General features: G+C 39.9%; 20 protein-coding genes. 3 read left to right on the forward strand and 17 right to left on the reverse strand.

Features of this window, described 5'->3' with window-relative positions; translation table 11 throughout:
* Window positions 1–266 precede the first annotated feature (266 nt).
* The 5 genes from K345_RS0112605 to K345_RS0112625 form a co-directional block, all read right to left on the reverse strand.
* Window positions 267–1,016 (reverse strand): PEGA domain-containing protein, encoded by a 750-nt coding sequence (locus K345_RS0112605; protein ID WP_028974461.1) that lies wholly within the window; start codon window positions 1,014–1,016, stop codon window positions 267–269.
* A 9-nt stretch (window positions 1,017–1,025) separates the two neighbouring features.
* Window positions 1,026–2,060 (reverse strand): beta-sandwich domain-containing protein, encoded by a 1,035-nt coding sequence (locus K345_RS0112610; RefSeq protein ID WP_028974462.1) that lies wholly within the window; start codon window positions 2,058–2,060, stop codon window positions 1,026–1,028.
* A 212-nt stretch (window positions 2,061–2,272) separates the two neighbouring features.
* Window positions 2,273–3,040 carry a class I SAM-dependent methyltransferase gene (locus tag K345_RS0112615; protein WP_028974463.1) on the reverse strand — a complete coding sequence of 256 codons (768 nt, stop codon included), beginning with the start codon at window positions 3,038–3,040 and terminating at the stop codon, window positions 2,273–2,275.
* Window positions 3,037–4,713, reverse strand: coding sequence for a glycoside hydrolase family 13 protein (locus tag K345_RS0112620; RefSeq protein WP_028974464.1), 1,677 nt, complete (start codon window positions 4,711–4,713; stop codon window positions 3,037–3,039). Before K345_RS0112620 ends, K345_RS0112615 begins: the two co-directional genes overlap by 4 nt.
* A gap of 20 nt (window positions 4,714–4,733) precedes the next feature.
* Window positions 4,734–5,915, reverse strand: coding sequence for a CdaR family protein (locus tag K345_RS0112625; protein ID WP_028974465.1), 1,182 nt, complete (start codon window positions 5,913–5,915; stop codon window positions 4,734–4,736).
* 110 nt (window positions 5,916–6,025) lie between these two features.
* Between K345_RS0112625 and K345_RS0112630 the strand changes: the two genes are divergently transcribed.
* Entirely contained in the window at window positions 6,026–7,891 is a 1,866-nt protein-coding gene (locus K345_RS0112630; protein ID WP_028974466.1) for an FAD-dependent oxidoreductase, read from the forward strand.
* Between the two features lie 61 nt (window positions 7,892–7,952).
* On the opposite strand, the gene K345_RS0112635 is transcribed toward K345_RS0112630, so the two are convergent.
* From K345_RS0112635 to K345_RS0112675, 9 genes are read right to left on the reverse strand one after another with little or no spacing between them, the layout of a single operon-like run.
* Window positions 7,953–8,405 (reverse strand): C-GCAxxG-C-C family protein, encoded by a 453-nt coding sequence (locus tag K345_RS0112635; protein ID WP_028974467.1) that lies wholly within the window; start codon window positions 8,403–8,405, stop codon window positions 7,953–7,955.
* 12 nt (window positions 8,406–8,417) lie between these two features.
* Window positions 8,418–9,203 (reverse strand): SDR family NAD(P)-dependent oxidoreductase, encoded by a 786-nt coding sequence (locus tag K345_RS0112640; protein ID WP_028974468.1) that lies wholly within the window; start codon window positions 9,201–9,203, stop codon window positions 8,418–8,420.
* 51 nt (window positions 9,204–9,254) lie between these two features.
* The gene (locus K345_RS0112645) at window positions 9,255–9,746 is read right to left on the reverse strand and encodes a GNAT family N-acetyltransferase (protein WP_028974469.1); all 492 of its coding nucleotides are present in this window, start codon (window positions 9,744–9,746) and stop codon (window positions 9,255–9,257) included.
* The gene (locus K345_RS0112650; protein WP_028974470.1) at window positions 9,743–10,246 is read right to left on the reverse strand and encodes a GNAT family N-acetyltransferase; all 504 of its coding nucleotides are present in this window, start codon (window positions 10,244–10,246) and stop codon (window positions 9,743–9,745) included. Before K345_RS0112650 ends, K345_RS0112645 begins: the two co-directional genes overlap by 4 nt.
* 29 nt (window positions 10,247–10,275) lie before the next feature.
* Complete coding sequence (locus tag K345_RS0112655; protein ID WP_037572400.1) at window positions 10,276–10,686, reverse strand: bacteriohemerythrin; 411 nt, start codon at window positions 10,684–10,686, stop codon at window positions 10,276–10,278.
* 47 nt (window positions 10,687–10,733) lie between these two features.
* Complete coding sequence (locus tag K345_RS0112660; RefSeq protein WP_028974472.1) at window positions 10,734–11,375, reverse strand: alanyl-tRNA editing protein; 642 nt, start codon at window positions 11,373–11,375, stop codon at window positions 10,734–10,736.
* 4 nt (window positions 11,376–11,379) lie between these two features.
* Window positions 11,380–12,918, reverse strand: coding sequence for a LysM peptidoglycan-binding domain-containing protein (locus K345_RS0112665; RefSeq protein WP_028974473.1), 1,539 nt, complete (start codon window positions 12,916–12,918; stop codon window positions 11,380–11,382).
* Between the two features lie 27 nt (window positions 12,919–12,945).
* Window positions 12,946–13,395: a GNAT family N-acetyltransferase gene (locus K345_RS21005; protein ID WP_053228292.1), complete on the reverse strand. Its 450-nt coding sequence runs from the start codon at window positions 13,393–13,395 to the stop codon at window positions 12,946–12,948.
* Window positions 13,382–14,218: a PocR ligand-binding domain-containing protein gene (locus K345_RS0112675; RefSeq protein WP_211227888.1), complete on the reverse strand. Its 837-nt coding sequence runs from the start codon at window positions 14,216–14,218 to the stop codon at window positions 13,382–13,384. Before K345_RS0112675 ends, K345_RS21005 begins: the two co-directional genes overlap by 14 nt.
* 107 nt (window positions 14,219–14,325) lie before the next feature.
* On the opposite strand from K345_RS0112675, the gene K345_RS0112680 reads away from it, so the two are divergent.
* On the forward strand, window positions 14,326–15,225 hold the full coding sequence (locus K345_RS0112680) for a nucleotidyltransferase family protein (RefSeq protein ID WP_028974475.1): 900 nt from the start codon (window positions 14,326–14,328) through the stop codon (window positions 15,223–15,225).
* 16 nt (window positions 15,226–15,241) lie between these two features.
* Window positions 15,242–16,366: a phosphotransferase enzyme family protein gene (locus K345_RS0112685; RefSeq protein WP_028974476.1), complete on the forward strand. Its 1,125-nt coding sequence runs from the start codon at window positions 15,242–15,244 to the stop codon at window positions 16,364–16,366.
* Here K345_RS0112685 and K345_RS0112690 read toward each other — a convergent pair.
* From K345_RS0112690 to K345_RS0112700, 3 genes are all read right to left on the reverse strand, one after another.
* On the reverse strand, window positions 16,363–18,444 hold the full coding sequence (locus tag K345_RS0112690; RefSeq protein WP_211227889.1) for a helix-turn-helix domain-containing protein: 2,082 nt from the start codon (window positions 18,442–18,444) through the stop codon (window positions 16,363–16,365). The two genes, K345_RS0112685 and K345_RS0112690, sit on opposite strands and share 4 nt — an antisense overlap.
* Window positions 18,445–18,554: 110 nt before the next feature.
* On the reverse strand, window positions 18,555–20,228 hold the full coding sequence (locus tag K345_RS0112695; protein ID WP_028974478.1) for a DUF4091 domain-containing protein: 1,674 nt from the start codon (window positions 20,226–20,228) through the stop codon (window positions 18,555–18,557).
* Between the two features lie 3 nt (window positions 20,229–20,231).
* Window positions 20,232–21,041 carry a carbohydrate ABC transporter permease gene (locus tag K345_RS0112700; protein WP_028974479.1) on the reverse strand — a complete coding sequence of 270 codons (810 nt, stop codon included), beginning with the start codon at window positions 21,039–21,041 and terminating at the stop codon, window positions 20,232–20,234.
* Window positions 21,042–21,049: the final 8 nt, after the last annotated feature.

Genomic DNA, 21,049 nt, shown 5'->3' on the forward strand with positions numbered 1-21,049 from the left:
GTGAAAGCCGGTATGCTTGGGTCCTTGGCTTGTGGGCTTTGGTTCTTCCCCTTACATAGGCTTCTTCTCAGCTGTTTCCGGAATATCGAGAAGTTTTTTGAAAGTTTTTTTCGAGAATTGGATGTTTTTTCGTCTTTTTTTCTATTTTTACTTAACAAAAATACTTAACAGACAATAAGAATTGAGAGTTCTTTAGCTTTGACTAGGATTCATTAAAGAAAAGAAGGGTTAAATAAAGCTTCTCATTAAGAGAAGCTTTTATAAGATTATTGAATAGAAAAGCTAAGATTGGGAACGATAGTATAGGTTTGCCCAGCAGCAAAATTATAACTCTGCTCAGTACTCATATCACCAAATTCGATACGAAGTCTGTGATTTCCAGGTAATACTTCAAAGCGATATCCCATGCGTTGACCGTCAAGATACACTTTGAGGCTTTGATTGGAATATTGTATATTTACTTGAGCATTGGCTGGTTGCATATTGATATTAATCGTTAACGGACTTCTTACATCAAAAGTCTGTTCAAAATCCCTATACCCAGGACTAGTAGCTTTGATACTGTGTCTTCCTATGGATAACTCCGTAACATAGGGGAAGTTAAGACTGGCCCCTTGAGCTCCAACCCATTGTCCATCAATATACAAACGCAGAGGCGTAACGGAACTGTTGATGCTAACCCTAGCGGATAGCGGCTGAAAACTTAAGTTAACCTCCCTATCACCATTAACAACGACAGTTTGTTTTATAGTACCCTGATTAGGGCTCTGGGCCTCAATGTTATACGTACCTCTAATCAAAGGGATTCTGGTTGGAAGATTTAAATATCCTTTCCCCCATCTTTGACCATTGATGTATATCATAGCTTTATCAGCAGTTCCGACGAAGGTAACATTGAATTTGTGCTCACTAACAGAACTATTGGAAGAGGAAGACGAAGCAGGAGCGGCACTACGTTGTGCAAACACAGTAAAAGGAATCAATCCAATTAATAATAATAATATAAACCTTTTCATGTATTCTCCTTATCTTTGGATGATCACTATAGAAGATTCATCTTCTATTCGAACACCTTTATTTATACCATAAACAGCATTCTTGTTTTCATCTGCGTTAACAGAGCTAATATTCCCTGCGCTATATATCAAAACCTGACCAGCCGCATATTTTATGGAAGCAACATGTAAAGTGGTCTCTGCCGTATCAAAAGGGACTTCCCATGTACCATATAGTGTAGACCCTTGCATGATAAACAATCGAGCATCAGCTGCGGGTATACTATTATCAGTCAAACCAGTAATATACTGGTTATTAGTATCAAAAGTACCATCACTTTTTAAGCGCCCATAAGAATCAATATAAATTCTAACTTCATCTTGAGGAACACCATTAACATCACCAGCACTAGAATTATAGTAAGGAGTCCCACTAATTCTAATGGTTTCAACCCTTGGTTCTGAAGAAGATGTTCCATTATAACCTTCTTTAGATCCAGTTAAGTCATAAGGGGCTTTAACGTCTCTTTTCAAACTCAGATTGGCACTACCAGAGGTTTGGGATGGGGAACTTGATTCGACAACAGTTCTCGAAGAGGCACCTGAAGGAGCACTCAATTTTAAGTCAAGATCATAGTCTGTGTTATCCCACTGAAGAAATATCAAGATATCCGTACTATTACTAGGTGTCTGATATCCAATTAAATCAGGTAGAATGGTATTACTTCCTGTTATATCAACATACATAGGAACAAAAGTATAACCACTTAACTCTCCAGTTAATTTGTATGTTCCATTTTCAACACCATTAAAAGTATAGGAACCTCCTGAACTCAAATAAGTGGTATAAGTAGAATAACTCCTTAAAACACCATCCTCATATCGAGTTAATTTGACTCGAGTGCTAGACATTCCATAATAATAACTACTAGTTGTAGCAACTTCAGCATTAACAACATTACCACTAACATCATAATTAGCTGTTTCTGTGACAGTTACCTGACAGCTTGATATAAGGCCAATAATGATAGCCATTGATAAAAAAATAATATGATATTTTCTCATTTCTGCTCCTATAAATTTATACTACCTGTAACAAAAAGCACTTACAGTAATCCCACTTTTTTACATGATTATTTCACCATTTTAAGTGAAATTCCATGTTATGATCCTTTTTTTAACAAAACAAGCTCTTTTCTACAATGATTCTAGTAATATTTGTGACAGAATACAAAGAATTATTATTATCTTTATAACGAGCCTTTGTGCTTATCAATTCATCCAAGATTAACAGGTTCTTTTGTGGCTACTATTCGCAGGCGTACATAGTCCGCATACCATTGGCCTTCTCTGTAGTTGGTGAGCACCATTTTTTCCTCAACGTCCTTTAAGATAACCTCCACTTTGTCAGCCCCTATCCCTTCGAGAAAGGACGAACAAAACATGGCGATCCAATTCCGCAATCCATCTTGATCAGATAGGACGGTGGGACGATCAAAGTGTTTAGCATAGACGACGCGGAAGCCTATACCCTCAAGAAGGGTGGAATATTCTCCAAGGGAAGGGAAATACCATTTCTGACGTTTCATATGGTCTTCATAACCTTCCTTCTTAAGTGATTGACATAGGGCCTTCAGGACATGACTCACATTGCCCTGCCCTCCGAACTCGGCTACGAAACGCCCCCCTGGTTTTAGACAATGATAGATGCTTTGGGCGGCCTTTTCTTTTTCCAAGACCCAGTGAAGGGCTGCATTGGAGAAGACCCCATCAAAGCTTTGGTCAAAGTGAAAGTCTTCTGCCCTCTGATTTTCAAAAGTAAGATGGGGGTACTTCTCTTTGGCAGATTTAAGCATATCCTTCGAACTATCTATCCCCACCACATGGGCACCTTCTTGGCTAATCTGATTAGCCAGATCGCCAGTCCCACAACCTAAATCCAGGATGCGTTCCCCCTTCCCGGGGTTCAACATCTCAATAAGCTCTGCTCCGTATTGGGATACAAAGTTATGTTTTGAGTCATATAATTCTGATTTCCATTTCATTTTACTAACTGATACACCCTTGCTTCGTATGGTCTAAGAACAAATTGGTCAATATCTTCCTTGGGATTCACTGAATAATTGCTGATCAATAACTTTAAAGAGTTAAACGCAATCTCTTCAGGTAAGTAGAAGAGAGGGATTTCTTCACTAAAGTTAAGAATCACAAGGAGAACTTGATCCTCTAAAGTTCTTGTGAAGGCATAAATTTCTTTATGCTCTGGAAGGATAATATCATACTGACCGTACACGATGATATCGTATTCTCGCCGAAGGGCAATAAGCTTTTGATAATAGTAGTAAATGGAATTTTTATCGGCCAGGGCTTGTTCCACATTGATATCAACATAGTTAGGATTCACCTGAATCCAGGGGGTACCGGTGGTAAAGCCTCCCTGGGAGCTCCCATCCCATTGGACAGGAGTACGGGCGTTGTCACGGCTCTTTTGCTTTATTAGAGTGAGTATCTCACTGGGATCTCCCCCCTTTAGGTTCACCTCTTCTTTATACCAATTCAGAGTTTCAATATCCCTATAAGCCTCAATGCTCTGGAAATCCACATTGGTCATTCCTATTTCTTCACCTTGATAAATGTAGGGGGTTCCCTGAATGAGGTGATTAAAGGTAGCTAAGAGCTTAGCCGACTCAACACGGTATTCCTGATCATTCCCAAAACGGGAGACAGGTCGAGGTTGATCATGATTACAGAGATAATTACTATTCCATCCTTTCCCGTTTAAATCATTCTGCCAACGATTGGTGATGCGTTTCAAATCTGATAAGGACCAGGATTGTAGACGATCCCGCCCCCCATCCATGTCCATCAACTCGAACTGGAAGACCATATTAAGCACACCAGAGTTTTCATCCGTTAATTCAGACGCTTCTGTTGTGGATATGGAAGGGGTCTCTCCTACGGTTATGATGTCATAATGCTGAAGAACCTTGTCCTTCATTTCCTGCAGATAAGGCATCATCTTAGGACCGTGGAGAAAATGCTGTCCTCCGAACTGATAAGGATGGTCATCTACGACTTCCGCATCAGGATATCCCGGAACTTTGGATATCATATTAATAACATCCATGCGAAAACCATCGATCCCTTTTTCCAGCCACCAGGTCATCATGTTGAATATTTCCGTTCGAAGATCGGGATTATCCCAATTAAGGTCCGGTTGTTTTTTGGAAAAAAGATGGAGGTAATATTCCTGAGTCGGCTCATGGAATTCCCAGGCGGAACCGCTAAACCAGGATTTCCAGTTATTAGGAGGCATCCCATCCCTGCCTTCTTGCCATATATAATAGTCACGATAAGGGTTGTCCCTGGATTTCTTTGATTCTATAAACCATTGGTGTTCATCTGAGGAATGGTTGACCACTAAGTCCATAACCATTTTGATGTCACGTTGGTGCATTTCCCTTAATAGCTCATCCCAATCCTCAAGGGTCCCGAACTCAGCCATAATATCCTGATAATCACTAATATCATAACCATTGTCATCATTAGGGGATTTGTATATAGGGGATAGCCATATGACACCTACCCCAAGATCCTTTAGGTAATCAAGCTTTTGAATGATTCCTTGTAAGTCCCCGATCCCGTCTCCATTGCTGTCATAGAAACTCCGGGGATAGATCTGATACACCACACGTTCTTTCCACCAGGCTTTTTTCATATTTATTAACTCCTACTATATTATTGTAGAGGAGTATCTGAGATTCTGCTGTTTAAATATTCTAAAATGGGAAAAGACAGAACAAGCCAGCTATTATTGCTACATTCCTTTATATTTATATCAAATTGTTCTTCTAACTGATTAATCCGGTATTTCAAAGTATTGATATGAATATTGAGAGTATGGGCTATTTCTTTTTGCCCATATTGATGGCAAATAAGTAGCTCTGCTGTTTTAAAATATTGGCTGTTATTACTAATATCATACTCATATAAATGGATAACCTTGTGGTGAACCAGACTCATTAAATCCATTTGTTTTTCTAAGACACTTAATAGAAAGGGGGACATATGCTCATCGAGTTTAATGAGAAGGGGCCCCTGGGAGGAAAGGGGATAGAGCTTCTTCAATTGCTCATACATATAATAAGTTCGCCTTAGTTCCACATAAGGAAGTCCCACAATGAGCTTAGTATGATTCTCCTGACAAATGGAGGTCCATTGGGACTCTTTCTTAAGATAATCATTATAAGGGACACAGCAGATCCCGCCCTTTGCATCTATATCCACTAAACTAGTAGGATGGATTTCTTTAAAAAGCCTAAGGTAATAGTCCTGACTTTGTTCCAGATCAGATCCTTCCCTTTGGGAAGTTAATAGCAAAAGGACAAAAGAATCATCCATACAAAAATTCTGGATACGCATGTTGTGTTCAATCATTCTATCCGAAGGATTTTGTGTGGTCAGAAGATAATGGAGGAAGAGATTATCCTTAACCCGGTAATGGTGGAATAGTTGATTCCGTTGGAGGATAATGGTAATGGCCTTAAGGGATTCTTCAAAATAAGGCGAATCCAAGTCATAGTTATCGGTTAAGAAACAGGTAACCTTGGCGATGTGCTTACCTTCAGATACACAATCCCCAATCAAACAGTCACGCTTCAACACAGGAGAATGGTGGAGAATAGATCCGTATTTCTTGATTTCCCTATGAATAATGTCTTCAGGCTGTAACCCAACAATAACATCATAGAACTGGTCGACATCCTGAATACTATTATAAATTTCCGTAGCCAAAGGTGAGGCCGCGATCAGGTTATAGGCATTGTCCATAACCCAGATTCCCCCTTTATATTCCTCCTCTATTACTCCTAAAATCTCATCAAGAGACTGATTTGAGTAGAGCAAATCTAACCATTCCATACCTTCTCCTTGTCTTAAAAGGACAAATCAATAAATAAATATCTATAGATTATGTCCGAAGACGTCAAGGAGAGGGAGAGATAAAATAAAACAAAACTTGTGAGGTTAATATGAAAAAACGATTCAGTATCCTATGGGTTTCCTTATTATTACTATCACTTATGGCCTGTGGTAATCATAAAGAAGCTCAGATACATTACACACCAGGAACCTATGAAGGAACCGGTCAAGGTCACAACGGGGACATTGAGGTGGAAGTTACCCTTAGTGAAAACAAAATTGAAAACATCAAGATTGTAAAAAACACCGAAACCGAATCTATAGCTCAAACGGCTATGACGAAAATTCCCGATTCCATCATCAAAGAACAAAGCTTAGCCGTTGATACCGTAACAGGAGCGACCTTAGCTTCAGAAGCTATTGTGAATGCCGTAACAGACGCCCTAAAAAAATCTGGAGTGGATGTTACCAAACTTCAGATAGAAAAGAAGAAGGATGAGAAAACTCAGGTCAAATCCTTAAAGGCTGATATGGTCATCATTGGATCAGGAGCCGCAGGAACTGCCGCCGCCCTAACAGCGACAGAAGAAGGGGCTACCGTCATTGTTCTGGAAAAAGCGCCCGTTCCAGGAGGACTATCAAAACTGGCGGGGGGGATCTTTGCTATAGATTCTACTGATCAAAAGAAGGCTGGAGTAGCAGGAACCTATACCCTTCAAGACATTATTGCAAAATGGCAGAACTACAATGCCTATCTGTCCGATGCGAATATGTTCTATTCTGTATTCCACAATTCTGGTGATACCGCTGATTGGCTAGAACAGAATGGTTTTAATTTTACCTTTGTAGGAAATGAACAAGCAGCTCATGAAGACGACTACCCTACCTATCATGCCTATGCTGATCAAAGTAAGAAATTAGATTACTTCCAAGCCGCTTTGAAGATTGTTGAAGAACGGGGAGGACAAATATTCTACGAAACAACCGCCACCGAACTTGTGGGAGATTCTACAAAAGTAACTGGCGTTAAAGCCAAAGAAGCTAACGGAACCATCCTTAATATAACAAGCCCTCATGTCATCATGGCAACAGGGGGAGCAGGAGCCAACAAAGAACTGATTAAGAAGTACAACGGCTTTGACTTAATGAACATCAGTACAGGAACTCAAACAGGGGATGCTATTAAGATGGGAAAAGCCCTTGGCGTGGGAGAGGGAAAATCTATTGCCGAATTACACGGGGTAACCGTACCAGGATATGTTCCTAATACTCCAGAACGTGAACCCTTAACTTATTTAGCGTACTTCCCCACTTCTGTCTTTATCAATCATTCAGGCTACCGCTTTGTGGAAGAGGACATTGTTTTTGACACAGCCCTGACAGCCAATGCGGCTTATGAACAGGGAGGATCCTATTATTCTGTCATGTCTACAGATATGATTGATACTTTGGAATCCAAAGGACCAACCGCTTATGGAAATTATCCTGATGTGAATTACCAAGTAGGGATGCCCCTCTATCCAGTTAAGGAAGCCTGGACTGGATTAACAGCATCATTAAATAAGGGAGTGGAAGAAGGAACTGTTATCAAAGGTAATACTCTAGAAGATCTAGCCAAAGCGATTGGTGTTGATCCAGCTATCCTTCAAGGAACTTTTGATCAATACAATGACTTTGTTAAAAAAGGGGAAGACAGTATGTTCGGTAAGAAATCCCCCTATCTGGAACCAATGAATGAAGGTCCTTATTATGCAGTGGTTACCGTTCCTGTATCCCTTGGACAAATCGGTGGTCTAGCGGTAGATAGTGGATTACATGCCTTGAACAACCAAGGTAAAGTCATTCAAGGCTTATTTTTAGCTGGTAATGATGTGGCATCAATCTATAATAATACCTACCCAACTGTCGAAGGAATATCCCTGGGATTTGCCTTTAATTCGGGAAGATTAGCGGCTCAAACAGCCCTTAAGAAATAAAACAATATTCAGTAGTAGCCTTTTTTCAACTTAGGGGCTACTACTGCTTATTTAATAATTATTATTTGTAGGCGAATATCCCTTCTGAATGCATTTGTTCAAAGGTCTCAATGGCTGTTCTAACACAGCTATGACAGACTTTCTGCTTTATGCCCTTTTCTTTAAAGTAGGCCTGTCCTTCCTCTGTATTGAGATCACACTGAACCAGTTCTTTACAGAGCATTGTTCCTGTTCTCTTTTCAAATCGGGAAGCTAAATCATGAATGATGAGCTTCTGTTGAACCTTGTCTTCAGGAGTCTCGGGTAAGGGAGAAACAAAGCCTGTTACCATAAAAGCCCCTGTAAGAGCTCCGCACACCGATTGTAATCCTCCCATTCCAGCCCCGAAGGAAGAGGCCATATGGAGGATATCCCTGGAACTTAAGGGGATTAGGTCCTCAAAGGCTATAGCGACAGATTGGGCACAGTTTGTGCTTGTATCGAAATGCTCCAGGGCTTTTTTACATCTATCCATCCTTATGTCTCCTTATACATCCTGAATTTTACTTATGGCCTTAAGAACTACCGACTTGGGTAAGAGAGGTAAGAAAAGCAGGCCTAGTCTAAGTCCGAAGGGCATGACCTTTACATTGAGTTTGCCCTTGACCATACCTCGGTATCCCGCCTGGGCCACTTTTATGGTTTGCAAAGGCTTCTTAAAGGCTATGGTTTTATCCATTCCTGATTTCTGACCAAATTGGCTTTTTGTAGCTCCGGGCATCAAGGCCGTTACACTAACCCCTGTGCCCCGTAATTCCTCTGCGATGCCGTTACTGAAGGAAGTCACAAAGGCCTTCGTTGCATAATAGACGGCTTGAAAAGGTCCCGGAGTGAGGGCCGCCATAGAGGATACGTTTAAAACCCGTCCAGATTTTCTTTGCACAAAATCCGGTAGGAATAATCGGGTTAAAGCAGCTAAGCTCATCACATTGACCTGGATCATGGACCTATCCGCTTCCCAGTCCCTTTTATGGAAGGAGCCTAGGCCTCCAAATCCTGCATTATTGATTAAATAGTCAATGGTAATACCCTTTTCTTTAACACTTGTGTATATGTTTTCAGGACCCTCTGGTAAGTTCAGATCCTGAAGGATAATCTCGACTTTTACCTGGTATTTTGACTCTATCTCTTCTTTGACTTTATTCAAAGCTTCACCATTACGGGCGACGAGAACTAAATCACCACCATAACTTGCATGAAGAATCGCCAGCTCCCGCCCAATACCGGAAGAAGCTCCTGTTATTAAGGCCACCTTGCCTTTTGTATTTTCCACACTAGCCTCCTACTTTAATTATGGAGGTATTATCAGGGAGAGGCAACCAAATTACACACGCCTGCCTAAGACAATCAGGCTTCGTTCCTTATGATCTAATTCGGCGATATTAGGATAATGGCCCCACTCTTCAAAGCCTGATTTTTTAAACAGCCTTAGGCTTGGTTCATTATGAAGGAAGATAAAACCTAAGATAGTCTTAATATCATATTGGGGCGCCTTTTCCAGGCTATGCTGGAGGATGGCAGAACCTAAGCCTTTTCCCCTTTGATCCTCATCCAGATAGATACTGATTTCAACAGTATGTTTATAGGCAGGACGTCCATAGAAGGATTGGAAACTGACCCAGCCTACAATATCTTTCTGATCATTTTCCACGACCCATAAGGGGCGTGTCCGGGGATTATGCTGATAAAACCAGTCTTCCCGACTGGCCACACTAACCGGTTCAAGATCAGCAGTTACCATTCGAGAGGCGATTGTCGTGTTGTAGATAAGGACTATAGTTGGAAGGTCAGCTATCAGGGCATCTCTATAGGTCATAGTTTATATTCCATCAAGTGAAAATCACCTTTTCTAAATCGGGCAATCCCCACCATATGATATCCTAACTTAGTGTATAGTCTGATGGCGTAGGGGTTGAGGGTAAAGCAATCCAAACGAACCGTCTCTGTTCCCTTAGCCCTTAGTTCTTCATGAATATGCATCATGGTTCGGTATCCCACTTTCTGGTTCTGGAATAGAGGATTGACACATAGACGGTGAATCACAGTGAAGTCACTATGAGGATATTGCCATTGCCCTTTGTGATATTCCTCGTCGAATTCCTGATTGAGAACATAAGTGGAGGCAATACGTCCATCAATGCTTACTTTATATAATTGGGATTGTTCCCTATCATAGCGGAGCTGCTTCTCATCAGGATAGATATCATCCCATTGGTCGATACCTAAACTAAGCATTTTATTAACCGCCCTTTGGTACAGGGACAAGACCTCATCCATGTCATCGGCGGTTGCCAGATTATAATCGAGTTCACTCATTACCATAGAACCTATATTACAATGTCTTTTTATTGGACTCCATGGCTTTTGAGATGTTCTTCATATTTTTTATCACTCACGGCAATATGATTAAGGAGCCACTCTTTTAGAAAATTCATGACCGACACACTTAATAACATATTGCCTTTATCAAATTTCTCTTTAAACTCAGTCACTTTTTTAACAAACTCCTGGTGTTCCTTTTTATGCTCTGTACTTAAGGGATAAGCCGTGGAATCAAACAGCTTTTCCTCTGTGCTGAAATGGACTTCTGTATATTCTAATAAGCCATTAATTGTTTCCCCTATATGCTCTGTAGCCTTCCCGTCCTTCATATCTTCAAAGAGCTTATTTAAAATGGTAGCTAACTTTTTATGTTGTGAATCAATAACCCCAATTCCTAAATCATAATCTTTGTTCCAAACGACAAATTCTGTCATAATCCCCTCTTTCTATCCAAGATAAAATAAAGTCTATAAAAGAGAGGTCATCTGTCAAATCTAATTTCGATCCGTTCTTTGCCTTTCCCGATGTTTTTACGCTTTAACTTAATCGGTCCCAGTTCTCCCGTCGATCGAAGATGGGTTCCTCCACAGGGGACTTGTCCAAAACCGTCGATCTTCCAATAGCGTCTTTGTTGTTCTTCATCACTAAAGGCACTAATAATAGGAAGATTTTGATCCACAAGATTTTGATAGGCTTCTAATAACTTAGGATAAAAGGGAGCTAAACTCTCCTCCCAGAGGAAATCAATTCGTGCCTTATCCTGACTGATATGAGCCCCTATCTTTTCTATACCTGGCCAGGTGGAATAACATAACTCAAGGATGATTTCTGCGGCGAAATGGAGACGCATAAGAAGATATCTCCTCTCCCAATCGATCTTAACAAGGACCTCATCACCAGGCTTAAAGCTTGGGACTTCTGCTAATTCATAGTAGATATCCCATCCCTCTTTGCGAGCGGACAACACATTCACCCCACCTATCGTTCCCGTGTCACTTTCCTGTCCTCCGGAAAAAGCATAGAAGATAGTAGAGTCTAATGAGACGGTTCGCCCTTCTCTGGTTTTTATGGTTGTTAATAATTCTGTTTGATAGGGGTTCTCCCAAAAGACCTTCTGAACCATTTGCCTATGAAGAAGAACGGGCCGCGTAAGCTAAAACACCATTGAGAATCATACTAGCCTGTTCCTCTCTCAAGTGCCAATCTCTGATGGCCCATCCATTCCTGTCAAAATATAGATTCCGGGTTTCAATCAATACAGCTGCGTCAGCAGGATTATTCCTGAGAACCCGTACTTCCTCTTTGTGGGTAAAGGCCCCTTGTCCCAGATACTCTGTCAGTGTCTGGGCAAAAGATAAGGAAGTCTTTAATTCCTTACTATTATCTCCATAATAGATTATCGCTGTTGCTTCAGGCAAATTAGGAGAATTATCCGCATGCATACTGATATATAAAGTATGCCGGGAATGACTTTGTGAGAGGTATTTCTTAGCAAGGATTTTCCGTTCTTCTAATCCCTTCGTCCCTCCCCGGGGCCTGAAAGACGTATTGTTAGGTCCTCCTAACCAGTTGTAGACTTCATTTTTCTCATGGGTAAAGGGTTTATGCGCAGAGCCATCCCGAATGATATGGTTAGGGCTAATGATTGTCATATCAACCTGAGCACCATGTAAAGCCAATAGCCTGTACAAACGTAATGACGTATCATAGGCATACTCATCTTCCACGATATAAATAGGCTGACCCATCCCGTTAGAACCTTCTACGATGGCCCCGGAATCATACCCCCCATGCCCTGGATCTAATATGATATGCCACCCTTCCAACTCTCTTCCCAGGCTTCTCTCCGCAGCTATAGACTTTTGGAATTTTCTAATCAGGGAGCTAGCCTGTTCATAGTCATCCTGAAGAGATTGGCTGGGGCTTTCCTGGTAAGAGATAGACAGTTGATGGTCACTATGAGGTTTGGAATAATAATATTCCCCCAGGGGTTTGATAGAATCACGAGGAGAGGAATAAGTGAGTTTTAGTTTTTGTCCTACATAAAGAGTGTCAGAACTAAGGTCATTCCATAATCGAAGGGTAGCCATACTGACATTATGACGATGGGCAATACTCCAGAGGGAATCACCAGCTTGTACTACATATATGTCCTTTGCCACCTGGGGAATCTTGAGCTTCATTCCTACTCTCAGGAAGGGAGAATCAAGATGATTTGCCCTTTGAATCTTATCCATAGAGATGTCCCATTTATAGGCTAATCCCGATAGGGTATCACCAGCACGAACTTCATATTCATCGTCCTGGGAAGATAAACGGATCTCCTTGCCCACTTGAAGGATATCGTCATAAAGGGCATTTGGATTCCCCCTTCGTAGCTCTTCTTGGGAGATATCAAAGGCATAGGAGATAGAGCTTAAGGTATCCCCTTCCTGGATAATGTACTTAGTATCTTTCTGACTATTAGGTATAAGGATTCGTATACCATCCCTCAGTATATCTTCATCAAAATGATTGATGGCCATAATACGGTCTTGGGAGATGGAATAGCGATAGGCGATCTCTGAGAGAGTATCTCCTTGCTGGACAACATATTCCTCACTATAGGCGATAGAAATGATAAACAGGAAAAGGGCACAACCAAGCAGATACTTATAGTGATTCATACATTTTATATCGTATGATTTGATGGATTATTTTAGGACTTTTTTGTAGACAATAGAGTAAGCTTCTTCTGTATAATACTGTCGTCCTATAGAGATATAACCTCTATTCTCATAGTAAGATTGGTTTATAGAATGAAAGTAAGAAGCTTCTAATTGAACGGACTGAATATCAGCCATCGATTCTATAGAAGAGAGGACTTGAGACCCTATCCCCTGATTTTGATATTCCGGGAGAATAAAGACCCTTTTTAGTTCACAAACCCTGTCTATAATGCTGTAAATAAAGCCACCAATGGGGATATCTTCCCACTCAATAACATAGTAATGATACTGGGATATGGCGAGAAGCTGACTGTCATCACTATCATAGCCCGGTGGTCCGGCCCCCACCATTTGTTCATCAAAAGCAAAGGCTTCTATCTGTATGGCAGTTAATAAGGAAGCATCAGCGGGAGTGGCTTTTCTATATTTGATCATTTCGATACTCACGGGGAGATTGTTTGAAGTGCTTTTTAAATAATCTGGAAAAATAAAGAGGATCAGAGAAACCTGTTTTCTCTGCCACCTCTGATATGGTCATATCCGTAAAGTCCCTGAGCAATTTGGAAGCTTCCTTGATTCGTAATTGTACAATAAGTTGCTTAAAGCTGTGTCCTGTCTTGTTCTTAAGGGCCAGATTAATAGTAGAGGGTGATTTATGGAATTTATCCACCAGATCAGACATCTCCACATTGTATAGGTAATTATTTTTTATGTATGCCAGTAATTCATCACCTAATTGGTTTTGCTTTAAGGCCAGCATATTATTATCTAAAATATAAGAGGTTGTCATTCTGATTAACTGTAAGGCACTCTCTAGCTTTTCCCCGTTATAATGGGGAAGCTTATTATACTCTTTCTCTAATTGAGTCTTTAAGAAGGACATATTATGAGAGGTGATTTTAAGAGGGAGTTCTTCTTCTGTTCGGAATTGTCCCACCAAAAAGAATCCAACACATTCTTCATCAAAGATGATAGGAAAGACAGCTTCATGCAAACCGGCATGACATTGGTAATGTATGGTCTCTCCAGAAGCTTTTGCCTGACTGCAGTAGAATTGATCGTTCTTCACACACTCTTGATACAAACCCAGATTGCTTTGAATGAGCTTGCAATACTGACAGGAAGCTTGGGTGTCCAAGGGGGCTTTTTCTTCATAATTAACATCAAAGAAGGACATTCTAAAACCAAGAACCTTGGAAATGTTATTGAGAATCTCTAAACCTTCTTTGGATAAAACCACATCTAAGGGATAATTCATGGATATAGTATCAATTGTTTTAATTGATTTGTCCATATATTAACAGCTTAGCCCATGTTCTTTATCCCTCATTAGACATAGATTACCCATAGAATGAGGAGTTTATCATGAATAAAACTGTTGTAGTGATGGCTGCAGGCCTGGGAACAAGATATGGAGGGTTAAAGCAATTAGACATTGTAGGCCCTACGAATGAAACCATTATCGATTATTCTATGTATGACGCTTATAAAGCTGGTTTTACAAAAGTAGTATTTATTATTCGAGAGGACTTTAAGCAGGAGTTTATCGAAAAGATTGGATCTAAATATGAAAATCTCATGCAAGTTAATTATGCCAATCAATCCCTTGCTGATACTCCGATCATCATCAAAGACATCGCCAATATTCGAACAAAACCATGGGGAACGGGACATGCCTTATTAGCCGCACGTCATGTACTGGAAGACCCCTTCTTGATCATCAATGCAGATGACTATTATGGAACCAACGCCTTCAAAGCCGCTTCTGATTATATGGAAAATATGAAGGCAAGCCAAATGGAAGCTAGCATGATAGGTTATACCCTCGCTAATACTCTGAGTGAATATGGAAGCGTGGCTCGGGGCATCTGCTCTATAAATTCTGAGGGAATATTGGAAGACATAGAGGAAACTCTGGGGATCCACCGTAATGAAACTGGTTCTGTAGTATCACAGGAAGGAAAGATCCTTGATGAACAAGGAATGGTGTCCATGAATATGTGGTTACTAACCCCTCCCTGCCTTAAATTAGGCTCCTCTTATTTTGAAGACTTTCTAGGTGAGGAAGAGAATCTCAAGAAAAAGGAATTCTACCTCCCTACATTGGTTAAGCGACTGATCGATGAGCAGGGCCTCGTCTTACCTGTATTGCATAGTCCTGATCAATGGTTTGGAGTGACGTACCGTGAAGACAAACCTATCGTCAAATCACATATCAAGAAACTGATAGACCAGAATATCTACCCCTATAAGCTATGGGATTAAGAACAGGAGGCTGACAATGACTGATCAAGAAATGAAAGAAATAATAAATCAATTTGTTATCTATGGAGATATTATATCCTTCGCTCCCTATGGTAGCGGTCATATAAATGATACCTATGTGGTGAATACCAACCAGGCAGGAACAGACATACGCTATATCATTCAGCGCATAAACACTAAGGTATTTACCGATCCAGAAGGTCTTATGTCGAATATCAAGCGTATTACTGAGACCCTTCAGAAGGGCTATCAGGACAATGATGTCATAGATAGTTCGAGAAGAACATTAACGGTCATTCCTTCCAGAGAAGGAAAACCTTATCTGGTTGATCAGACTGGTAATTATTGGAGAATGTACTTATTCATTGAAAAGGCTTTAGGTTATGATTTTATTGAGAACACAACCCAGGCCTTTGAAGCGGCGAAAAGCTTTGGAGAATACCAGAAGCTTCTAAACGATATGAAAGGAGAACGTCTGGTTGAGACTATTAAAGACTTTCACAATACTCCTAAACGTTTTGAATACTTTAAGTCCGTATTAGCAAAGGCCAGCTCTCTTAAAAAAGACCAGGCCAAAGAAGAGATAGACTTCTACCTATCCAGAGAAGAAGAGACCTCTCACCTTATGAATCTCTATAAATCAGGTAAGATTCCTGAAAGGATTACCCATAACGATTGTAAACTCAATAATGTGCTCTTAGATGTTCATAACTATAAAGCTATTTGCGTTATTGATTTAGATACAACCATGCCCGGATTAAGTCTCTATGACTTTGGAGATTTGGTAAGGACATCCGTGGTTCGTGCTCCGGAAGATGAAAAGGATCTGACACAAATAGTGATAGACATGGAAATGTTCAGATCCCTCATTGATGGCTATCTGATATCCACCTTGTCCTTCCTTAATGAAACAGAGAGAGAGAATCTTGTTTTCGGTGGCAAGATAATGACTTATGAAGTAGGTCTTAGATTCCTCACAGACTTTTTGGAGGGGGATAAGTATTTTAAAACGTCCTATGAGGAACATAATCTAGTTCGCACAAGAACTCAGATGACCTTAGTCAAAGCTATTGAAAAATGTCAAAAAGAAATGGAAGCTTATGTGGAGCACCGATACAACAAACTAATAGCAAAGAACTAGTTTTTCTTGCGTAAAGTATTAGGTGTTCTCGATTCGTATTTCTTGAAGACACGAATAAAGGAGATGTCACTGGAAAAACCAACTGCAGTGGCAATCTCTTTTATATTCATATCTGTTTTTAAGATAAATTCCTTTGCCAAATTAATTCGCAATTGGTTAATGTATTGAACAATTCCCACTCCGCAAACCTGTTTGAAAGTAGAAGATAAATAGGAGTTACTAACATTCAATTCTTCAGCAATGCTATATAAACCTAATAAGGAGTTAGTATAATCCCTATGAATTATGGTCTTGGCCTTCTCTGCTAAGGAGTTTCTTTCCCCATTGAGAGTCTTCGATAAGCGTATTTCCAAAGTATCCCAGAACTGTAAGAGATTTAAACGCATCTCTCTTTGGTTTGAAAAATCAAAAAAGGGATCTCCTAATTGCTGTAAATCAATGTTCTGATGCTGGCTGATATCCTTTATTAAATCGACGAGAGGTGTTAGATGATATTTTAAATCTTCCATGGTCTCACTCACGGATATACATTGAGAGAAGAAAAGATCAAAGAAAAGCCTAATATCGGGAAAGTTATTCTGGACAATACTGTTATATAGGGAATCAAAGTAGTTATTGAGGTTCTGATCTGATCGTTCGGTCATTCCTTTCTGATAGGCCTTGACCGGTGAAGAATTCACTTGGGAGCTCTCTTTCAGGGCCACTATGGCATTGTGATAACTATCCTTTATTGAACTCAAATTATCAACACAGGAGCCTATTCCGACTAGTGGTGTTTTGCCCCATAGGTCCTGCTCTGTTAGTTCTGTCATGAGAGGAATCAAGGTTGATACCGCAATAGAAGATTCCACATTTAGAAGTAAGACATATTGATGATTGAAGACCGATACAACAGATTCCATCGTATTTTCTTCGAGCCAGGTGTGAAGTTTTTTTATGACTCCATTATTACTGGTATTAAATGTTTTAATAAGGACCACAACAAAGAAGTCATTTTCAAAACTGATATCATACAACTGGGCAAAGTTAAAAATATCTTTCTCGGACATATTATCTGTATTGATTAAGGTGTTAATGAATAAACCTGTAATCATATTCTGTTGTATCTGTAATTTTTGTAATTGTGTTCCATGTTCAAAGACAAGATTATCAATACTTTTATTGATAATATCATATTCATTACCACGGACCCTATTAGAATGATGTAATTTATGAAGAAGTGATTCTATAGGAGCAGCATTACGTTTACCAATCCTTACGGACATATACCATCCAAGAATTCCAATAGCTAATATACCAGTGACACATATTAGCAGGGGATAGATAAAGGCTTGCAGATTATGGGGAAGATTATAGGAATTTACGTATTCAATGCCCGGGAATAAACGAGATTCCGTTCGCAGGACATACTTAAACTTGTTATTGTCCTTCGGTTTATCAGCTTTAGAAGGTTCTGGGTCACTTAGGACAGAATCCTCCTCACCTTGGTTATCAGGGAGCGGCTGTCCATCAACGATCATCCCAAAAGAGACTTTTTCTGCTCTCCTGTCGACGACTCTTTCACTATCCTGAAACAACACCCCAGGATTTAACATGACGACCATAATCCCTGCAACATTACCCTGAGAGTTCATTCTTCTTATATAAACGATGCGGGTCTGTCCCCATAATTCGATGAGTCGAAAACCATCAATTGTTTTGTCAATATTAACCAACCAGTCCTGATATCCTGTTGAATCAAGTTGATTGTTCAGCATGTAAAAGGATTGTGAAGGAAAGACTCCCAGACTGCCTATGACGTATTGATTAGAGGGATAATAGATAAACAGATCAGCAATGGTTTTATTAGTTAAGGTAAAGGTAGAAAGGACTTGTGATAAATCATAATCATCGGAGGACACTATATGGTCAGGGCCGATGTTCTTCTTTATTTTCCGATTATCCTCATTTAATTCAATAGTGAGGGCTATTTTCTGAATCTCCAGTAATTGGTTATCCATAGAATGATTCATAAACTGGGACATACTGGCCATAGAGGAATACAGAGTATTTCTTAACAAATGTAGATTATACACCATCAATAAGGAACTTAGCCCTAGTACCACAAGGACAATCATGGTACTGGACCTAATCCATGAGTGCATTAAACTATTCTGGTAATGCAAGAAATACTCTCCCTCTAAGTCAACTAACTCCCAAGAGCTTGAAAGATTCTCCCATGAAGCTCTGAGAAGTACTCATCGTATCTTGGATAGCTAGTAAAAGTAAACAGATTTTTTCCTTCTCCCAGAACCAATTCGATTGTTTTATCCCTTCCCAATACAGATTCTGTATAGGTCAATAATCTTAAATCATCTAAAGCGAGGACCTGAATTTCATTCCTTATAGAGCCGAGGGGACCCTCTTTACCAGGATAAACCAGGTAGGCATCACCTGAAGGGAAAGCCATATCGCAATCAGTGGTTAAGAAGGGATTTATTTTACTTTTAGAGAATTGGGAACTATAGAAATTATATCCCCAATGGAGAAAGCCTTCTATTTTATATAAATACATGAGTACGCCCATAATCCGATTCCTTCTATTAGGCATGGAAAGGAAACGATTTGGAACTAGTTTTCCCTGTGCTACACAATAATATGTCCATAAATGTTCAACATTGTGATCAATAAAGGTCTGTATCGCACTATTTGCGGGAACGGGATGGGAGACAATATCTTTTTGATAGAAATCATAACTACTTAGGGCATCTATAATCGTATATCCCGATAATAGATCCTCTACTTGAGACTTTGATTTAAGATAACTTTCCAGATGCTGATCTTCTGGTTCATCAGAGATGTGGAAAAACAGACGATCCTTGGTATAAGAGTTTTCTTCTAATGATTTTAGTAAGGCTGGAATCAATTGATTCAGAAAATCTTTATACTCAGGAGAATCAGCTTTTGTGTGCCACCCGAAACGTAATTCACCATTGACATATATGTTAGGAGTGAATTCAGCTCCCCATTGTGTAAAGAAATGACTGATCTCCAGATATTGGACGCCCAGCTTTGAACAGATCTGACACCAGCGATCAAGCAAGGAAAAATCAAATTGATAAGTCGTTCCCTCATAGGATATTTGCAGTAACTGGACGTTAGTTCGACTTCCTCCTACTTCTGTATCTAAGGGCGGGGTAAAGACAGGAGTAAGGATGGTGTTAATACCACAGCGATTAACAGCATAATCAATGAATTGTTCTATTCGTTCCCAATGGGCTTCACTATAGGCATCGACACCATAGTAATCAGCCAGACAATCTGTATGAAACCATTCAGTATGTATTAAGCTTTGTTCTGGTAAGGTCTGAGCTAACACATCAATTTGAAATTCAAGAGTTGTCTCTGTAGTGTTTTTAAGGATTACCTCTTCACCATTCCCTAGGACTATCTTTTTATCAGGAACAATGTTGATTCCTATATTATGTGTTCCTGCATCCAAACGGGAACTATCTATTTGAAGCCACAAACTTCTGTACTGATTAAAGACAGGTTTCAACTTTCCTTCAAAAGCATCTAACAAATCTGGATAGAGACCAGGAGTCTTTGACAGGTAATCAGTATCATCATTAGGAGTACTGGGATACTGGGAAGGAACAAGTTCAACCTTACGGATCTCCAGTAAGGATTGGTCTCCTGTCACATTAAGAGAGAAGGCCTGCATTCGGCTTGTAGGGTCAGGATCTGTTAAGGAATACACCAATTGCAGATTCACAACTTGTCCTTTCAGGACAGTGAAAGCCTTCTCCTTTAGGGGAGAAGGTTTTCTGTCAGGAAAAACTTTGGTCATAGAGTCAGCAAGATAAAAATCAAAATAAGCCATAAACTATCCTTTAATTCCGCTCAGGGCAATTCCCTGTATGAACATTCTTTGGAGTGATAAGTACAAGAGAAAGGGGGGGAGAAAAGCCAAAGTTGAACCAGCCATTACCAGTCCATAGTTAGTGGAATAGGTTCCTTTCAAAGCGGATATGGCTAGAGTTAATGTTTTCATAGAAGGTTTGCTTGCGATAACCAAAGGCCAGAGGAAGTCATTCCAGCTGGTAATAAAGGTGAATATGGTGAGAGAAATCAATACGGTTTTTACTAAAGGGAGAACGATAGTAAAAAAGATTCTCGGATCACTACAGCCATCAATCTTGGCAGCTTCTAACAGATCATCAGGGATACCAACCATAAACTGACGCACAAGGAATACCCCAAAGGCATTAATAATAGGTAAAAACAAAGCGGGATAGGTATTCATCAATCCTAAGTTCTTAATGATAACAAACACAGGTATCAATGTAACTTGGCCGGGAATCATCAAAGTAGCGATATACAGATAGAAGAGCTTATCCCTCAAGGGAAATTTCTTCTTGGCAAAAGCATAAGCAGCCATAGCACTGATGAAGTTATTAAAGATACAAGCTGATACGGTAACGATCAGACTATTACGGAAGTTCACAAGGATATTCAGGTTCTTAAAGACCCTAAAATAATTAACTAAGCTCAACTCATTGATAGCAAATTGAAAATCAAGAACTTGTTTTTGAGTTAATGATACAAGAGCCATATAGACAAAAGGTATAAAAGCCGCCACGGCAAATATCACCAAACAAATTCCAATAGTAATATTAATAATTCTGTTTCTCATATTCTCCC

Origin of the sequence: Spirochaeta cellobiosiphila DSM 17781 (assembly GCF_000426705.1) — a bacterium.
In the GTDB taxonomy this organism is placed as follows: Bacteria; Spirochaetota; Spirochaetia; order DSM-17781; family DSM-17781; genus Spirochaeta_E; species Spirochaeta_E cellobiosiphila.

Bases quoted from the DNA above. Each gene is read 5' to 3' on its own strand.
- K345_RS0112605 (WP_028974461.1), bottom strand. From the start codon at position 1,016: ATGAAAAGGTTTATATTATTATTATTAATTGGATTGATTCCTTTTACT.
- K345_RS0112610 (WP_028974462.1), bottom strand. From the start codon at position 2,060: ATGAGAAAATATCATATTATTTTTTTATCAATGGCTATCATTATTGGC.
- K345_RS0112615 (WP_028974463.1), bottom strand. From the start codon at position 3,040: ATGAAATGGAAATCAGAATTATATGACTCAAAACATAACTTTGTATCC.
- K345_RS0112620 (WP_028974464.1), bottom strand. From the start codon at position 4,713: ATGAAAAAAGCCTGGTGGAAAGAACGTGTGGTGTATCAGATCTATCCC.
- K345_RS0112625 (WP_028974465.1), bottom strand. From the start codon at position 5,915: ATGGAATGGTTAGATTTGCTCTACTCAAATCAGTCTCTTGATGAGATT.
- K345_RS0112630 (WP_028974466.1), top strand. From the start codon at position 6,026: ATGAAAAAACGATTCAGTATCCTATGGGTTTCCTTATTATTACTATCA.
- K345_RS0112635 (WP_028974467.1), bottom strand. From the start codon at position 8,405: ATGGATAGATGTAAAAAAGCCCTGGAGCATTTCGATACAAGCACAAAC.
- K345_RS0112645 (WP_028974469.1), bottom strand. From the start codon at position 9,746: ATGACCTATAGAGATGCCCTGATAGCTGACCTTCCAACTATAGTCCTT.
- K345_RS0112650 (WP_028974470.1), bottom strand. From the start codon at position 10,246: ATGAGTGAACTCGATTATAATCTGGCAACCGCCGATGACATGGATGAG.
- K345_RS0112655 (WP_037572400.1), bottom strand. From the start codon at position 10,686: ATGACAGAATTTGTCGTTTGGAACAAAGATTATGATTTAGGAATTGGG.
- K345_RS0112660 (WP_028974472.1), bottom strand. From the start codon at position 11,375: ATGGTTCAGAAGGTCTTTTGGGAGAACCCCTATCAAACAGAATTATTA.
- K345_RS0112665 (WP_028974473.1), bottom strand. From the start codon at position 12,918: ATGAATCACTATAAGTATCTGCTTGGTTGTGCCCTTTTCCTGTTTATC.
- K345_RS21005 (WP_053228292.1), bottom strand. From the start codon at position 13,395: ATGATCAAATATAGAAAAGCCACTCCCGCTGATGCTTCCTTATTAACT.
- K345_RS0112675 (WP_211227888.1), bottom strand. From the start codon at position 14,218: ATGAATTATCCCTTAGATGTGGTTTTATCCAAAGAAGGTTTAGAGATT.
- K345_RS0112680 (WP_028974475.1), top strand. From the start codon at position 14,326: ATGAATAAAACTGTTGTAGTGATGGCTGCAGGCCTGGGAACAAGATAT.
- K345_RS0112685 (WP_028974476.1), top strand. From the start codon at position 15,242: ATGACTGATCAAGAAATGAAAGAAATAATAAATCAATTTGTTATCTAT.
- K345_RS0112690 (WP_211227889.1), bottom strand. From the start codon at position 18,444: ATGGTGTATAATCTACATTTGTTAAGAAATACTCTGTATTCCTCTATG.
- K345_RS0112695 (WP_028974478.1), bottom strand. From the start codon at position 20,228: ATGGCTTATTTTGATTTTTATCTTGCTGACTCTATGACCAAAGTTTTT.
- K345_RS0112700 (WP_028974479.1), bottom strand. From the start codon at position 21,041: ATGAGAAACAGAATTATTAATATTACTATTGGAATTTGTTTGGTGATA.